Raw genomic sequence first — 16473 nt, 5'->3', positions numbered from 1 at the left:
TATTTGATTGTTATCAGGTTGAAATTCACGCTATATTGACAACAAATTTGGATCAATGGATTTATTGTCACCATGACAATCTGGGCACCCGACCTTGCAGCCTTCGATGGCCCCCTCTACCTCAAGTTGGTCAAAGCGATCGAACAGGGGATCGCGAATGGCGAGCTGCCACCGCAGACCCGATTGCCCACCCACCGATCCCTGGCGGATCGTCTGGGTGTCACTGTAGGCACAGTCACCCGCGCCTACAGCGAGGCGGAGCGGCGCGGCCTGCTGGCCGCCCGGGTGGGTCACGGCACCTGGGTCAAGGGAGCGAACACGGATCCCGCCAATGAGTGGGTGATCCGCCAGGAGGAGGGGCACCGCATCGAGCTGTGGCAAAACCTGCCGGTGCAGCTGGATCGGGCGGCCATCATTCGCCCCATGTTGGGGGAAGTGGCGGACGGGGATCTCAACGCCCTGCTCGGCTACGACCAGGAGGCGGGACGACCGGATCAGCGCCAGCAGTTCGTCAACTGGTTGGCGGAGCAAGGGGTGGCCTGCAGTGAGGATCGCCTGCTGTTCAGCCACGGCGCCCAGCACGGCATCATGCTGGCGCTGCTGGCGACCGGCTGCGTGGGGGAAACCATCCTGTGCGAGGGGCTGAGCTACCCCGGTATGCTGGGCAATGCCCGCCAGCTGAAAAATCAGGTGGTGGGGCTCGCGATGGACGAGGAGGGGCTGCTGCCCGAGGCGCTGGACGCAGCCTGCCGCACCCGCCGGGCCAAGCTGCTCTACCTCACCCCGACCCTGCAAAACCCCACCACCGCCATCATGAGTCTGGCGCGGCGGGAGGCCATCGTCGCCATCGCCCATCGCCACGACCTGCTGATCATCGAGGATGACGTCAACGGCCTGCTGCCCCAGCAACCGGTGATCCCTCTGGTCAATCTGGCGCCGGAGCGGGTCATCTATCTGGGTAGTCTGGCCAAGATCGCCTGCGGCGGCCTGCGGGTGGGCTTCGTGCTGACGCCCCCCACCCTGCGCAGCGCCTTCGCCCAGAGCATGCGGCTGTCGAGCTGGATGGTGAGCCCGCTGCTGATCGAGCTCGCCTGCAAAATGGTCAGTCAGCGCCAGATCATGCCGCTGGTCGAGCAGCAGCGAGAGATCCTAAAGCGCCGTGGTGAACTGCTGCGCCACCTGCTGCCCGCCGCCCGCTGGCAGCCGGGCAGCATGCACGCCTGGCTACCGCTGCCTGAGCCCTGGCGCAGCCAGCAGTTTGCTGCCGCCGCCGACGCCCTTGACGTTGGCGTGGCGAGCGGGGAACACTTCGCCGCCGGTCAGTTTGCCGCTCCGCAAGGGGTGCGTCTGAGCCTGAGCCAACCCGCCACCGACGCCCGGGTCGGCGAAGGGCTGGCCCGTCTGGCCCAACTGCTGCAGGGGACGCCCCCCAGCAATCCCCTGCTATAGTCAGGGCCAGCCGACCTGACCTTCACGCTTCATCGTCATTGCCAAGGAGATGCCGTGCCCCCCATCAGAGCCGCCCTGCTGTTTGCCACCCTGTTGCTGGGCGGCTGCGCCTCGTCAACGACCCACCAGCAGCTGGGGGCCGCTATCAATGGACTGGAAGGGGAGTTGCAACGACTGGAAGAGGAGCTGGCGGCGATGAACGGCCTGCACTATCAAAAGGCGATCGATGCGCCGCTCAGTTTGCGCCGCGCACTCGGGGCACCGCAGCCCACCCCAGAGGGGCTGGTGCCGGTGGCCAGCAAGCTGGAGGATGGGCCAATCCTGCGCTATCAATATCGTCTGCCTGCAGGGATGGCGAGTCTGCCCCAGGACAACCTCTGCCAGCGCTACGAGTTCGAGCTGCGCCATCTGGGCCGCCTCGGCAAACTGGAATTAAGCTGGCAGGGGGAACCGGGCAAGGGGTCGCGGCTGATCCGCCAGAGCGACTGCCCCTTCGGGGCGCAGATCCGCCCTCGACAATAACAGGTTGCAGCCCTGATAGATGGCATAACCGATTGAAATAACAGCCCATAGTGCGCCCTCCAGCACCCTGCTGGCTACTGTCAGCTTTTCACTCAGCGAGTGCTGTGCCTATGTTCCTCTTGGGTCTACCATAATCAACCAAATGGTTTGCTCACAGGAAGTACCTGCATGACGATACTGCTGCTCGAAGAGGATCCCCTGCTCCGTAGCGCCATCACCCGGGAACTGACCGAACAGGGGGTGCCCGCCGACCGGATCCACTACCACAGCCATCCAAACCACGAGCGCAGCGGCCTGCTAGCCCTGCTGCAACAGCACGCCTTCGACGCCATCATCTGTCAGCAGGACAAGCAGCAGGATCTTGACGGAGCCCGGCTGCTGCACGAAGCGCACTATCTCGGCCTGCTGCAACCCGGTTGCGTATTGCTGCTGCTCGATGCCGATCAGAATGAGCAGGAGTTTCTCCCCTCGGATCTCTACTTCTCCCTCTATCTGGCTCTTCCCTTCATGACCCAACAGCTCACCGCGGTGCTCGGCCAGCTGGTGAAGTTAAGCAACCTGACCCGTACGCTGGCCGCCCCCATTCTGCTGCGGGAGTGGCAACTGGCTACCGCCCTCTGTGAAGACCTGCTGTTTCAACGGGAGAATCGCTCGCTGACCCCCTGGCTGGATCGACTCAAGGGCTACCTGCTGCTGCAATCGACCGAGCGGGTCACCGCCGCCCAGCACTATGCCCTCTGTGCCAACGAGTATCAGGCGAGCTGGCCAAGGGCCGGGCTCTTCTACGCCATGCTGGGGCTCGGCAAATTGCAGAGCGCCCGGACCGACTTGCAGCGCCATCAAGCCAGCGTCTCGATGGCCACCCGGCTGGAGCTGCAACTCGCCAGCCAGCTGCATCAGCATTACTGGCTGGCGGCCTGGGAGACCATGGGAGAGCTGCTGCAGATCCGCCCCCATCAGCCGCGCTGGCATCAGCTGGCGATGTTGCTCGGGCTGGTGCTGCAAGATGAGGAGAAGGTGCTGGAGCAGGCCAACAGCCTGACCCTGCGCCACTTCGGCGAGCAGCGCGTCCGGCTCGCCATCGACAGCTTCATGCTCAATGCCAGTCTGGCGGTGCTGTGGCACGCCCCCTCCAGCAACCGGATCCGCTCCCTGCAACAGGAGTGGGAGCATCTCAAGCGCACCGTCCACCTGCAGCCCCACGAATATGAGCTGCTGCAGGCGTTGATGCTGGGGCTGGATTACCGCTTCGACGAAGCGCTGATCCTGATTGCCCACCACCAGCCGGATGAGGGGAGCGACAACCACCTCACCCTGCTGCTCGGCTTTGCTGTCAGCCAGTTCTGCGGTTTGCCCCACCACGCCCAGCGCTACCTGACCCAGCTGACTCAATACCGCGTCAGGGTGGCGCCCCACCCGCTCACCCGCCAGCTGTTCCACCATCTGGTGGCCGAGCTGGGCCAGCGTCTGACGGCGAGAGAACAACGGCTGAGCGAACTGCGCCAGCTGCGCCACAAGGCGATGCAGGCCAGCCAATATCAGACAGCCCTGCAAGCGGGCTTGCAGCTGCTGGAGGAGTTCCCCGCCCTGCCCGGCGATGCCTGGCAACTGCTGGAGCTGCTGCAACACTGCTGGCCAGCGGGTATGGCGGCCCCCAAGGTGGCGCTGCTGGTCGATACCCTGGAGCGGCGCCTCAAGCACAGCCCCGCATTTCTCGATCAACATGCCCAGCAGTACCAGCGCACCCTGCAAGAGATCCGCACTCATCTTCAGCCGCACCTCTCCGGCAGCGGCCCCTCCTGTCTTGTCGCAGGGCAGCCCGAGCCATGATGATGCTAGCGGCGTGCAAACCGGCATTGTCGGCAAAGCCAACATAGAGAGAGGGGAGCCTTGGCTCCCCTCTCTCTATATTGGTTCTCTATCAGCTAGTGGCGATAAGCGTTGGGCTCAAACCAGCGCGTCACTCTCCAGCGCCGCCTTGAGAAAATCCTTCCAGCTGATGATGCCGACCAGGGCGCCATTCTCCAGCACCGGCAGGCAGGAGACCCCCTTCTCCAGCATCAGCTTGACGCCGTCGCGCACGGTGAGATGGGGGGCAATGGTAACGGGTTGGCGGCTCATGATCTGATGGGCCCGCTTGGTGAGGGTTTCGGTATCGCGGCTCATCTCGGCTTCGGAGTCGAGATAGGGGCTGATGGCACGGAACAGATCCCGATCCGAGATGACCCCGACCAGCTCACCCTCCTCCAGTACCAACAGGTGGCGAAAGTGTGCCTGCTCGAAGATATCCTTGATGACACTGAGTCGATCATCCATTGAAACGGTGGCGACCCGGGTCGTCATAATATCCCTGATATGCATGCTAACCTCCCGTAACCAAACTGGTTTCTCTGTTATGGCATGTTTTTGCAGCGCCAGCCAGTAGCCAGCCCTTCGCTACAGTGCAAATCAGCGTCATTTCACGTAAGATCCGCGCCAGTTTTTCTCCTCCATTTTGAGCAAGCAGATCCCACCCATGATAGTTGCCAGTCAAATCGAACTGATCCGCGGCGGCCGCAAGCTGCTGGACAACGCCTCCGCCACCATTCACCCCGGCCACAAAGTGGGTCTGGTGGGCAAAAACGGCTGTGGCAAGTCCACCTTTTTTGCACTGGTACGGGGCGAGCTGGCCATCGACAGCGGCACCTTCAGCCTGCCCGCTGGCTGGCAGATTGCAGGCGTCGCGCAGGAGACCCCAGCGCTGGACTGCTCCGCCCTCGACTACGTGATCGACGGCGACAAGGAGTTCCGCTCGCTGGAGGCCCAGCTGGTGCAAGCCGAGCAGGATGACAATGGTCTGCTGGTGGCCGAGCTGCACGGTCGCCTCGATACCATCGGCGCCTACAGCATCCGCGCCCGCGCCGCCGAGCTGCTGCACGGCCTCGGTTTCAGCGACGAGCAGCTGAGCTCACCGGTGCGCAGCTTCTCCGGTGGCTGGCGCATGCGCCTCAACCTCGCTCAGGCGCTGCTCTGCCGCTCCGATCTGCTGCTGCTCGATGAACCGACCAACCACCTGGATCTCGATGCGGTGATCTGGCTGGAGAAGTGGCTCAAGGGCTATCAGGGCACGCTGGTGCTCATCTCTCACGACCGCGATTTCCTCGATTCTGTCATCAGCCGCATCATCCATATCGAGAACGGCAAGCTCAACGAATACACCGGCGGCTACTCCGACTTCGAACTGCAGCGCGCCGAACATCTGGCCCAGCAGCAGTCGATGTACGAGAAGCAGCAGCGGGAGATGTCCCACATGCAGGCGTATGTGGATCGCTTCCGCTACAAGGCCTCCAAGGCCCGTCAGGCCCAGAGCCGCCTGAAAGCCATGGAGCGGATGGAGAAGATCCTGCCCGCCCACGCCGATTCCGAATTCAGCTTCGAGTTTCGCGAGCCGTCGGCCCTGCCGACCCCGCTGATCGCCATGGAGAACCTCTCTGCCGGTTACGGTGACAAGGTGATCCTGGAGAAGATCAAACTCAATCTGGTACCGGGCTCGCGCATCGGTCTGCTCGGTCGCAACGGCGCCGGTAAGTCCACCTTTATCAAGATGCTGTCGGGCTCCAACCCGCCGCTCTCCGGCAAGCTCGAAGTGAGCGCCGGGGTGAGCATCGGCTACTTCGCCCAGCATCAGCTGGAGACCCTGCGTCTCGACGATTCCCCGCTCGATCATCTGGCCCGCCTCGCGCCGGACAAGACCGAGCAGGAGCTGCGCAACTATCTGGGCAGCTTCGGTTTTCACGGAGACAAGGCGCTCGACAAGGTGGCCCCCTTCTCCGGCGGCGAAAAGGCGCGGCTGGTGCTGGCGCTGATCACCTGGCAAAAGCCGAACCTCCTGCTGCTGGATGAACCGACCAACCACCTGGATCTGGAGATGCGCCACGCCCTGACCATGGCGCTGCAAGGCTTCGAAGGGGCCATGGTAGTGGTCTCTCACGACCGTCACCTGCTGCGCACCACCACAGATGACTTCTATCTGGTGCACGGTGGCCGGGTCGAGCCGTTCGACGGCGATCTGGACGACTACCACAAGTGGCTCGGCGAGCAGGAGAAAGAGGCCAACGCCAAACCGGCCGATGGCCCCGTCTCTGCCAACTCGGCGGTGGCGCGCAAGGATCAGAAGCGGCGCGAGGCGGAATTCCGCCAGCAAACCCGTCCCCTGCGCCAGAAGCTGGAAAAGCTCGAAGCGAGCATGGAGAAGCTGCAGGGCAAGCTGGCCGACATCGAGAGCCAGCTGGCCGACCCCGCTATCTATGAAGAGAGTGCTAAAACCAAGCTCTCCGAACTGCTCAAATCCCAGGGCCCCCTCAAGGAGCAGCTGGAAGAGGTGGAGCTGGAGTGGATGAGCCTCTCCGAAGAGCTGGAAACCATGGAGCAAGCCTTCTTTGCGTGACGAACAGCTGATGGTCAGCGAGCGGGTCTCGATCCACGAATTGCCGACGCCGATCGGCTTCTGGCACTGGAGCGGCAAGGTCTATGGTGAGCGCAGCCAGGATTGGCTCACCGTGCAGGAGCAGGGGGGCAACGTCAATCTGGCGCTGCTGCTGCACCGGCTCGATCAACTCGGCATCGTGGTCGATCTCACCGACCTGCAACCGGCGCTGGTGCAGACCGAGGCGGTGCTGACCCCGTGGCGCGCCCTGCGCCAGAGCGCCAAGACGCGACTCGACGAGCAGCAGTATCAGTCGATGCTGGCCCACGAGCTGGAGCTGGAGCGGCTGCAACAGGGCGTCCTGTTGCAGACCCTGCGCAGCCTCTCCCTGTTTCGCGGCAACAGCCGCAATTTGTTGAACTATCTATCGTTACTGGGTGCCCAGCAGGGCCCCCTCAGAGATCTAATATGCTGAGCTACCGCCACGCCTTTCACGCCGGCAACCATGCCGACGTGCTGAAACACGCCGTTCAGGCCCTGATCATCGAGTCCCTCAAGAAGAAGGAGAAACCCTTCATCGTGCTGGACACCCATGCCGGTGGCGGTCTCTACGACCTGCGCGGCGACTGGTCCCAGAAGAAGGCCGAGTATGCCGATGGCATCGGCCGCCTGTGGGACGAGCGGGCCCAGTGGTCTGCCATGGCCCCCTATCTCGGCGTCATCGAAGAGATGAACCAGAACGGTGAGCTGCACTACTACCCCGGCTCGCCAGAGCTCTCCCGTCGCCTTACCCGCGAGCAGGACAAGCTGGCGCTGATGGAGCTGCACAACAACGAAGTGGACGATCTGCGCGCCAACATGGGTTACGACCCTCGCGTCGCCGTGCACCACCGTGACGGCTTCGAGGGGCTGATCGCCCTGCTGCCGCCCACCCCGCGCCGCGGGCTGGTGCTGATCGACCCGCCCTATGAGCTCAAAGAAGATTACTTCGCCGTGGTCGATACCCTGAAAAAAGCGCAGAAGCGCTGGGCCACCGGCATCTACGCCCTCTGGTATCCCATCCTCGGGCAGGAGGCGGACAAATCCCGCGACATGCTGCGCGCCATCAAGCGCGAAAACTTCGGCAACGTGCTGGTGGCCGAGCTGGAAGTGGCCGGCCAGACTACCGACTGGGGCATGAACGGCTCAGGCATGCTGATAGTGAGCCCCCCCTGGATGCTGGACGAGCAGATTGAAGCCTTCCTCAAACCTCTGTGTGCCAAGCTGGCACAGGGTGCAGGCGCCCAGTACAAGGTGGAGTGGCTCAACAAGGCCGAAGAGTAAACCTGCACCAGCCTGCTCTGGCGCCCGGTCAAGGCGCCAGCGAGTCGGCCAGCCCAGCAGTTCACAGTGGCGGCATGGCCAGCAAAGAGAAGCCCCGTTTAGGGGCTTCTTGTTTTTTACCCGCAACCGCTTTACCCACCAACCCTTTTCCCGACTAACTGTTTCCTCACCAATGGCGGCCACGCATCCCGCCTGCACACCAGAACAGTCGTTATTGACTAATTAGTCGATCCAGATCAGAAATCGGCCATCTGGCCCTTTCCCTCCATCTACCCGCCGCTAATATACCCGATTGGCAACACACACCTCGTTGGAGTCACCCCATGAGCCATGCCAGCTACACCCCGTTGATTAAAGGCAGCAGACTGGAGGCTGAAATTCAGGGGCGGTAGCCATGCAGGATTGGATGGGATGGATAAACGAGAGTTGCCCACCACTACCGACTCAACATGGTGACAGCCTTATGTTTATTTCTGACCTGTTCATGCAGGCGTGCTTTGGCGGCACTTTCCAAGACCACGCTAAGCTCTGTTTTTTCATACAGTAGTAACGGTGACGCAAAAAGAGGAAGTCAAGCGAATACATTAAGCCATCAGGAGTAGACAAGTAATATTTTAATGTTTTCATGGCAAAAATCAGGATAGAGCGGAGTTATATGGAAGGCTCTGCTATCGGATTAGTGCTGCCTGTTATCTAATCACTGTTATAGCGATTTTTTAGTTATGGTGGAATCAATGAAAGTAGAAGTGTTTGATGTTGGCCAAGGTGATTCGTTCCTGATTAAGAGGAAGCAGCCGAGTAGATTTAATTTAGTTCCGCTATTAGTAGACTTAGGTCCACAAAAAGCAAAAGTGTCTGATAGACTAAAATCGAATAACTACCATGTATTGTTGACTCATTCTCATAAAGATCATGTGGGTGGTTTTCCTAAGCTTTATAGAGAAAAGACAATAGAAAGTATAACAATTCCTTATTACTTACCAGAGATTATGGAGATCGCTAAGTTTATTAAGCAAAAGATACCACAAAGTATTGGGTCACTTGATTGGCGGAAAATAAAGAAAATTCAAAATGTGAAATTGGTCAGTCACGGTGATCAATTAGATTCAGATATGATTGTGCTTAACCCTCCGAAATCACCATATCATTACTGTTCTGAGCTCATCGATGATGAGAGAGATAGCTTGCAAGAAGCTTTAACTATTTTATCTGAGTATGGTTTTGACTTAGACATCGACAATATAGAAAATTACCGTACACCACTTAGTTTTGAAGGGTTTGATGATGAGGAGTATTCTTCGCAAGCCAGAATATTTGTCCATCGATTCTTCATTGGCTTAAGCAAACGTTTGCTTGGCAACCCAATTGAGTCAGTAAGTTACTACGCGACTTCACATTTAACATTGACTGCAAATCAAGCGAGCATTGTATTTAAATGCTTTGACGATAATGGAAATTGGTTATTTACTGGTGACGCTGATGAGTGTGTGTTTCATCGAATTCTTGATGAAGAACATAATTTTTGGCATCCGAGGCCGCCAATTGCATGGTTTGAGAATGCAATTGCTGCTAAATTTTTAAAAGTTCCGCACCATGGAAGTAGAGAAAATCTAACTAGATATATTCTTGAATGTATAAATCCTGATGTCGCAATTATTAGCCATAAGAATGGAAAATTTGGGAGAGCGAAAGATGCTCATCCCCACCAGGAAGTTGTCAATTTACTGGATGTGCTCAACATTAAGTCGTACTACACTAATCCAGTGATAAAAAGCGGAAAGACAATAAAGTATGAAACCAAAGGGCTTGTTGAAGATGGTGCCTTAGAGTTTAAATAGCTATAACAAAGCGTTTAAGGCCAAAATCTGGGACACCCACCTTTTTGAGCAAGGCGCAGCATAGCCAAAGCCCAAAAGATGGGTGTCCAAGGTCTTCACTCGGACGCAGCTAAGCTGCGCCGGTGTTTTAGGCGTTATATGCCATTCTAGTAATGAGGATTTTATGTCAGTTGAATTATCATCATCCTTTTCATCAGAGGATTGGCAACAATTAAAAGATAGCCAAGACAAGGCTCAAATTATCACGGTTCTACGCCATCGCTATTCAGAAAGATATTTTGAACCATTCAAGAAAAACGAATTCAAGCACCGATTTAGCATAATGGCAGTCTCGTACTTAGTTATTGAATCTCTAATTTCACTAAAACGTGGATGGAAGAAAACTAATGGGTGGGGGAGAGTGATTTTCGAAGAGTTCTTTTCCACGTCACATTATTTGACTGATTTTACCGGACTTGGAGCGGATTTTTATAAACACATTCGCTGCGGTATTCTGCATCAAGCGGAAACTACTGGAGGGTGGCGTATTCGCAGAGATTTCTCGTTACCGATTGTTTGCGCAGATACGAAGGTAATTCACGCAACAAAGTTTCTAAATCAGCTAGAAAAGGAGTTCGAAAAATTTCTAACTGAATTAGAAGAGCAAGAGTTTACATCATCTCAATGGAGTAAGGTTGTTAAAAAAATTGATCATATCGTAGCTAATTGCAGTTAGGCATATAACAAACGCTTCAAGAGGGACAGGCAAGGCAAATCTGGGACACCCACCTCTTTGAGCAAGGCGTAGCATAGCCAGAGCCCAAAAATGAGTGTCCAAGGTCTTCTCAGCCCCCCCTGGATGCTGGACGAGCAGATCGAAGCCTTCCTCAAACCGCTGTGCGCCAAGCTGGCGCAGGGTGCCGGCGCCCAGTACAAGGTGGAGTGGCTCAACAAGGCCGAGGATTAATCCCCGCCCCCGCTGCGCTCACCGAATTCAAAAGCAAAAGCCCCATCACGGGGCTTTTTCTTTTGGTGCAGCCGGTGTGTGCGGCAGCCTGAACCTGCGCGTCCTATGAGCGGGCGGGCAGATCCTGTTTCAGCGCAACCAGCAACAGGGCCAGCAGGCCAAAGGGCGGAAACAGGCAGAGCAGGGAGCAGATAAGGGTGACCAGCGCCGGATGCTCGCTCTTGCGGCGCGCCAGTCGCCAGGCGATGACGCCGACGATGACCATCAACAACGCAATGAACTGGCCAAGCAGGGTGGCATTGATATTCATGAAAGATCCTTTTTCATGGGCAAGTGTGAAGAACCTGTACTTTATCGCCTTGGCTGCGATTGGCAACCTCTGAACCGCACCAACAACTCGCCCGTTGATAGGTTCTCTCTATTTCGGCAATTGATGAGAATAGTTTTCATTTAATCTCATTTCGGCGGATACTCTCAGCATCAACAGAGGGAGCCGCCATCATGAAAAAGACCATCAGCTTTGCCATCCTGCACTTCGGTGTCGCCTTTACCGTGGCTTACCTGCTGACCGGTGAGCTGCTGACCGCCAGCCTGATCGCCCTGATCGAGCCCGCCGTCAACACAATCGCCTTCTACTTTCATGACCTTGGCTGGCACAAACTCAAACCAAATCACAGCCTGCAGGCCAAGACCAGCAGCTTCGCGGTGGTCCACTTCTCGGTGGCCTTCGGAGTGGCCTTCCTGCTGAGCGGCGAGCTGCTCACCGGCGGCGTGATGGCGATGATCGAACCGGCCATCAACACCGTGGTGTTCTTCTTCCACGAGCGGCTGTGGCGCGCCCGCAGTCAGCAACTGGCGCTGGCCTGATCAACCGGGCAACCCGCCTCCCCCTTTATCGCGGCCACAAAAAACCCGACATTCCGGCCAGGAGTGTCGGGTTTTTCACATCAGCAAAGATCTCTGTCTGGATGCATCATCCGATGCCCCATCAATACCGATCAGGCTTTCTTGCAGATGGGGTCAACGATAAAGGCATTCTGATCAAACTTCTGCCAGGCGCCGGTGCCGACCCCATCGACCACCAGAATGGAGACCACGCCGAAATCGACAAAGATCCCGAGCAGGGTGGTGGCATCGAACGACTTGGAGACCAGCACTGTCACCGAGTAGCAATCCGCACGCTTGACCGTGATGGTGTACTCCTCTTTCTTCTTGAACGAGGTAATCACATTGCCATGGCCCAGCAACATATCGTTGACGTAGATCTCCGCATCGGGATCCTGACTGCGAATGGAAACCTGCTGACTTGTGCCGTTAAACATGGCCGCACAACCGGACAGCATGATGGCCAGCAAGGCCCCCGTCATCAACCTGAACATAGCTAACCTTCTTGTTATTAAGAAAAGGCGGCAAATCTAGCACGCCTCTAGAACAGGAGTGAAAGTGCAATGCTCAAAGCCTGTCTGAATGCTCAAAATAGCGACCACTCCTGACCACTTTTCAAACAAGCCGGCCTCATCCAGCAACAGTTCCCTTCCCCACTGGAGTAGCGCGGCAAAACCGGTCGCCAACACATGCTGCAGAGCAAAATGCGCTCGGCTCCCCTGCTGCATTGCCCAGTAGAGTGTGCTGTAGTAGGCAGATATACCCTCCTCATTGCTGGAATCTATCGATGAACAAGACCTTGCTTGCCACCCTGCTGTTTGCCCCTCTGCTGGCCAGCGCCGCAACCCCCTCCTTTGACTGCACCAAAGCCTCCGGGTCGGTCGAAAACCTGATCTGCAAGGATGCCGGACTGGCCACCCTTGATAACGAACTGGCGGCCCTCTACCCCAAGGCGATTGCGGCGCTCTCTCCCGAACAGCTCAAGACTGAGCGCGCCATGCAGCGCGGCTGGATCAAGGGACGTAACGACTGCTGGAAGGGGCAGGATCTGCGCCAGTGTGTGGAGGACAACTACCTGCTGCGGATCACCGAACTGCAGATCAGCGGCGGCCAGCTGATGGTGCCGGCACCGGTCAACTACCAGTGCGGCAAGAGCGTCACTCTCTCTACCTACTTCTATAACGATGCCAAGCTGCCCGCCGCAGTAATCAACCTGAGCGAGGGCGACAAACAGCAACAAGTGCTCGCCTATGAAGCCCCCAGCGCCAGCGGCGCCCGTTATGAAGGGCAAAACCTCACCTTCTTCACCAAGGGGGACGAAGCCACGCTGGAGCGTTACGGCCAGCCAACCCTCACCTGCATGGAAAATCCAACCAAGGGCTGAGTCTCATGGGGGCGGCTCGTCTTGCCGCCCCACCTTGACTAGATGGCGATATCCAGCGGTTTTCCTTCCCGCACAATCCGCAACTTGAGCGACCCCGGCTTGCCGGTGTTGAGCAGTTCACGCACCTTGTCGATCTCGAGGGGACGATAAGCCACCCCGTTGATCTGCTCCAGAATGTCGCCGTTGGCCAGACCATAGGGGGCAAGATCCCGTTCGTCGCTGTAGTAGACCTGCAGATGCTCGCCATCAAAACGCACCCCGATATTGCGCAGGACTGGTGGCACTTTGCGCGCCAGGCTGTTGGCGTCGTAGCAGAGCATCATCCGCCCGGGGATGATCGCAAAGCGATTGAAGCGGTTAACAAAATCCAGCCCCAGACCATACTGCTCATTGCTGTTTTCCGACACGCGCAGCTCACCGAGCTGGCGCTCATCAAAGTGCAGGCCGGTGAGGATATGGTCACGCCCCTCCACCATACCGCTGGCATCCACCCCTTTGCGTGGCGTGGCATCTTCGCCAGAGATCGCCTTCTGACTGGCCATAAAGTCGATAAAGGCATGGTCGGCATAGCTCTGATCGGCCCCGGTATCCAGATACATGCGCACGCTGCTCTCGCCGTGGGTCAGATACACGGCCGGGGAGCGGTTGTAGCTATCTTCATAGCCGATGCAACGCTCGAACGTGGCTGCCGACGGTGCCGTCAGCAAAGCCGTGAGCTGATGCTTGTCGCGATCAAACACCCAGTTGAAACGGCGGATGGTGTCGATCCCGAGGATGCCATCGATACGGCTGCCAAGAGACTGGGAGAAAAGATCGAAATCAATAGTTGCCCATAGCTCGCTGTCATCAATGGTGACCGACCCCACCGAGAAGGGCTGCGGCTCAACAAAGCCAAGCTGCTCGCTGCCCAGTTGGCTCGAAACGCTGTTCACAGTGGCAAAATCAGCCTGATAGGCCCTGGGCAATTCACTTAAGGTCAGCGCCTTGAAGCGGCTGGCCAGACGACGATCGATAAAGGTGATACTGGCCCCGGTATCGAGCAAAAACTGGTACTGCTCACCGGCGATGGTGACGGGGATCAGGGGGGCACTTTCGTAATGCACTGTCAGCACCGGGCCGAGTGCATTGCGCTTGGTGGATGAATCCGGGGCTGTGCAGCCTTGGACGACGAACAGGGCCAACATGGCCAGCGCCACTTTGAACTGCGACTTCATAACTCTCCTTCCCGATAGCAGATGCCCCCGCGACGCCACCGCACAATGCTATCTTGTTGATTTATAGATAAATAAGCTATTTGCGCGGGGAATGCGGACAATAACAAAGAGTTTTATGCTGGTTCAAGCCGGATATGACCATGAATATTCTATGGGGTTAGCTCAAGAATGGTTGTTCACGCTATCTCGGCGCGTCATCAATCGTTGGCGACATTTGATTAATTTATTGATCTTGCACAGAAAATCTCAATATTGAGATTTCTCTCCACAGCGCCATGGTTAATATTGCCATTTGGCAACACTTGCCTCGTCGGAGTCTCCCATGAGCCATGCCAACCCCATCCCGTTGGTGAAACGCAGCAGACTGGAGGCTGTAATTCAGGGGCGGTAGCTTTGCCGATATTCAGATGGATTAAATAGAATTTGGCAATTTTAAATTTATTAAAGGATCAACATGATTACTGTAAAAATCCCTCAAAATTTGTCCTTAAAAAATGCGTTGAATTTTTGCAATCGCCTGTGGGATTTGGAGCATTCAGAAGAATACATGTTTGATTTCATAAATCTTGGTTTAGTTGAACCTTTTACTATGGCATATGTTGCCAACGAAATGAAACGATTTAGAGAGACAAAACCTGAAAGCAAATTCTCCGCATGCAATCACCAAAGCAAATCTTATGCTGCTCATATGGGGTTTTTCAGAGCTTTTGGTTTGAAATTTGGAAATGAACCTGGAGAGGCAAGTGGAAGCAGTACTTACCTCCCTCTAACTATCCTACAAGTAAAAGAACTACAAGAGGAAGCGAACATAGCCTACGATCATGTAGGCAATATAATTGAATCAAAGTCTGAAAGGATAGCAAGAATATTAACTAGGCAAGAAAGTGGAGATCTTGTTGATACCCTTACATTCTCCATTAGAGAAATACTTAGAAATGTTGTCGAACATTCTGGTTCTGAGATTATTGAGTATTGTGCTCAATACTGGCCATCAAAAAATCTAGTAGAGTTTGCTGTTCTCGACACAGGACATGGCATTATGCATGGTCTATCTGCTAACCCCTTCTTAAATATGAAAGATGAGAGAGATGCCTTACACCTAGCATTATTACCAGGTGTATCAGGAAAAATGTATAAGGGTGTAAAAAGAAGAAAAAATGATGAGTGGCAAAACTCGGGATTTGGGCTTTATATGACAAGCCGTATTTGTAGAAATGGTGGGGATTTCTTTATTGCCAGTAATGACAGAAGTGTTTTCCTTGATAGTAGGTCTAAGAAAGACTTGGAATGTCGCTATAAAGGTGTTGCATTAAGACTTAGAATTAATACCAGTAATATATCTACGTATAGTGATATGCTAGCGAGATATAGAGATGAAGGCTTTGCTGCAGCAAAAAAATTCTCAGGGCAAGATGCTATAGAACCATCAGTAGCTTCAACTATGTTGGCAAGAGACTTCCAAGGCACTTAGAATAGATTCGGCTTACATCGACCATAAAGGCGAAAACAAAAAGTAAATAAAACAATATCGTAGCATTGAGCATCTTGATTTAATTTTCGATAGCATTATATCGTGAAAAACCCATGCTATATCAAAAGGAGATTCTATGATTTGGTTAATCTCAGCCAACCCTAAGGTTTATGATCACTCTCGTTCATTTTCAGATCATGGTTTTGTTGATTGGAGGCAAGGTTCTACAAAATATTCTAAAGGTGATATAGTATACATTTATGTGACCAAGCCAGAGCAATCTATAAAATATCAGTGCATCGTTGAAAAGACCAATTTGACTGGTGATAAAATCAGAAATGACAAAGAATACTGGGTCCATAAAGATGATTTTGAAAACTCATTATCCGGATATTTTACACGACTCAAACTTATTAACAAAACGAATAACAAACTATTGGGGCTATATCATTTACGTAAAAATGGATTAAGTAATGCGCCACAAGGCCCAAAAAGAATACTAGATGAAAAGCTATTGGATTATATACAGAAAAACTTTAATTCATATCTTGCCGACCATCTGCATGAAGAGCACAGCGCCGTTACTAAATCACTCTCAATGGATACTGATTTACGTAAATCACGAATCAGAAAAGCGCCAAAAAAACCAAAAAAAATTGCTGTTATTACATATATATACGAACGTAGCCCTGATATTGTAGCTGAAGCACTAATTAGAGCTAATGGCCATTGTGAGAGATGCAAATCTCCCGCACCATTTAAACGTAAAAAAGATAAAACACCATATTTAGAGGTACATCATAAAATTAGACTTTCTGATGGTGGAGAAGACACAATGAAAAACGTAATTGCATTATGTCCAAATTGCCATCGCAGAGCACATTACGGCTTACAAACCACTGACAATTAACCAGAATTAAAATAATAAAGTATATTTTTATATTCACGGATAACCCCGCTACGGGATGAGCAAAGTTCGGAAGAGCCCCTTACGAGGTTGATATCGACCATTTGGGTTCACCCCAAGGCTCGTCGG

At 54.7% G+C, this 16473-nt stretch carries 16 protein-coding genes and 1 pseudogene; 13 read left to right on the top strand and 4 right to left on the bottom strand.

The window, feature by feature from the left end:
* Positions 1-72: 72 nt before the first annotated feature.
* The 3 genes from A9G06_RS08750 (at position 73) to A9G06_RS08740 (ending at position 3801) form a co-directional block, all read left to right on the top strand.
* Complete coding sequence (locus A9G06_RS08750; RefSeq protein WP_069554958.1) at positions 73-1449, top strand: PLP-dependent aminotransferase family protein; 1377 nt, start codon at positions 73-75, stop codon at positions 1447-1449.
* A 54-nt stretch (positions 1450-1503) separates the two neighbouring features.
* Positions 1504-1971: a hypothetical protein gene (locus A9G06_RS08745; RefSeq protein ID WP_069554957.1), complete on the top strand. Its 468-nt coding sequence runs from the start codon at positions 1504-1506 to the stop codon at positions 1969-1971.
* A 168-nt stretch (positions 1972-2139) separates the two neighbouring features.
* Positions 2140-3801: a hypothetical protein gene (locus tag A9G06_RS08740; protein WP_069554956.1), complete on the top strand. Its 1662-nt coding sequence runs from the start codon at positions 2140-2142 to the stop codon at positions 3799-3801.
* A 117-nt stretch (positions 3802-3918) separates the two neighbouring features.
* Here A9G06_RS08740 and A9G06_RS08735 read toward each other — a convergent pair whose 3' ends face one another.
* Positions 3919-4332, bottom strand: a complete 414-nt coding sequence (locus A9G06_RS08735; RefSeq protein WP_058056643.1) for a CBS domain-containing protein — start codon at positions 4330-4332, stop codon at positions 3919-3921.
* A gap of 154 nt (positions 4333-4486) precedes the next feature.
* On the opposite strand from A9G06_RS08735, the gene A9G06_RS08730 reads away from it, so the two are divergent.
* The 6 genes and pseudogenes from A9G06_RS08730 to A9G06_RS22265 form a co-directional block, all read left to right on the top strand.
* Positions 4487-6397: an ABC transporter ATP-binding protein gene (locus A9G06_RS08730; protein WP_069554955.1), complete on the top strand. Its 1911-nt coding sequence runs from the start codon at positions 4487-4489 to the stop codon at positions 6395-6397.
* A complete protein-coding gene (locus A9G06_RS08725) occupies positions 6390-6851 on the top strand; it encodes a DUF2390 domain-containing protein (protein WP_069554954.1) in 462 nt (153 codons plus the stop codon). Before A9G06_RS08730 ends, A9G06_RS08725 begins: the two co-directional genes overlap by 8 nt.
* Positions 6845-7699 (top strand): 23S rRNA (adenine(2030)-N(6))-methyltransferase RlmJ, encoded by an 855-nt coding sequence (locus tag A9G06_RS08720; RefSeq protein WP_069554953.1) that lies wholly within the window; start codon positions 6845-6847, stop codon positions 7697-7699. Before A9G06_RS08725 ends, A9G06_RS08720 begins: the two co-directional genes overlap by 7 nt.
* 734 nt (positions 7700-8433) lie before the next feature.
* Positions 8434-9537 (top strand): MBL fold metallo-hydrolase, encoded by a 1104-nt coding sequence (locus tag A9G06_RS08715; protein WP_069554952.1) that lies wholly within the window; start codon positions 8434-8436, stop codon positions 9535-9537.
* Between the two features lie 163 nt (positions 9538-9700).
* Positions 9701-10252 carry a hypothetical protein gene (locus tag A9G06_RS08710; RefSeq protein WP_069554951.1) on the top strand — a complete coding sequence of 184 codons (552 nt, stop codon included), beginning with the start codon at positions 9701-9703 and terminating at the stop codon, positions 10250-10252.
* 90 nt (positions 10253-10342) lie between these two features.
* Positions 10343-10483, top strand: a pseudogene (locus A9G06_RS22265) (hypothetical protein); the annotation flags it as partial.
* A gap of 103 nt (positions 10484-10586) precedes the next feature.
* Here A9G06_RS22265 and A9G06_RS08705 read toward each other — a convergent pair.
* The gene (locus A9G06_RS08705; protein ID WP_042656489.1) at positions 10587-10793 is read right to left on the bottom strand and encodes a hypothetical protein; all 207 of its coding nucleotides are present in this window, start codon (positions 10791-10793) and stop codon (positions 10587-10589) included.
* A 191-nt stretch (positions 10794-10984) separates the two neighbouring features.
* Here A9G06_RS08705 and A9G06_RS08700 point away from each other — a divergent pair, with 191 nt between their 5' ends.
* Positions 10985-11350, top strand: a complete 366-nt coding sequence (locus A9G06_RS08700; RefSeq protein ID WP_069554950.1) for a DUF2061 domain-containing protein — start codon at positions 10985-10987, stop codon at positions 11348-11350.
* A 131-nt stretch (positions 11351-11481) separates the two neighbouring features.
* On the opposite strand, the gene A9G06_RS08695 is transcribed toward A9G06_RS08700, so the two are convergent.
* Complete coding sequence (locus A9G06_RS08695) at positions 11482-11862, bottom strand: hypothetical protein (RefSeq protein ID WP_069554949.1); 381 nt, start codon at positions 11860-11862, stop codon at positions 11482-11484.
* A 293-nt stretch (positions 11863-12155) separates the two neighbouring features.
* On the opposite strand from A9G06_RS08695, the gene A9G06_RS08685 reads away from it, so the two are divergent.
* Positions 12156-12752 carry an MliC family protein gene (locus tag A9G06_RS08685; protein ID WP_069554947.1) on the top strand — a complete coding sequence of 199 codons (597 nt, stop codon included), beginning with the start codon at positions 12156-12158 and terminating at the stop codon, positions 12750-12752.
* A gap of 38 nt (positions 12753-12790) precedes the next feature.
* Here A9G06_RS08685 and A9G06_RS08680 read toward each other — a convergent pair whose 3' ends face one another.
* Positions 12791-13966 carry an aspartyl protease family protein gene (locus A9G06_RS08680; protein WP_069554946.1) on the bottom strand — a complete coding sequence of 392 codons (1176 nt, stop codon included), beginning with the start codon at positions 13964-13966 and terminating at the stop codon, positions 12791-12793.
* Between the two features lie 454 nt (positions 13967-14420).
* Here A9G06_RS08680 and A9G06_RS21445 point away from each other — a divergent pair, with 454 nt between their 5' ends.
* On the top strand, positions 14421-15437 hold the full coding sequence (locus A9G06_RS21445) for a hypothetical protein (protein ID WP_216093216.1): 1017 nt from the start codon (positions 14421-14423) through the stop codon (positions 15435-15437).
* A gap of 136 nt (positions 15438-15573) precedes the next feature.
* Positions 15574-16347: an HNH endonuclease signature motif containing protein gene (locus tag A9G06_RS21440; RefSeq protein WP_083243756.1), complete on the top strand. Its 774-nt coding sequence runs from the start codon at positions 15574-15576 to the stop codon at positions 16345-16347.
* Positions 16348-16473 lie beyond the last annotated feature (126 nt).

It is taken from the genome of Aeromonas sp. DNP9 (genome assembly GCF_001728955.1).
Classification (GTDB): domain Bacteria; phylum Pseudomonadota; class Gammaproteobacteria; order Enterobacterales; family Aeromonadaceae; genus Aeromonas; species Aeromonas veronii.
This window is presented reverse-complemented; position numbering and strand designations above follow the sequence as displayed.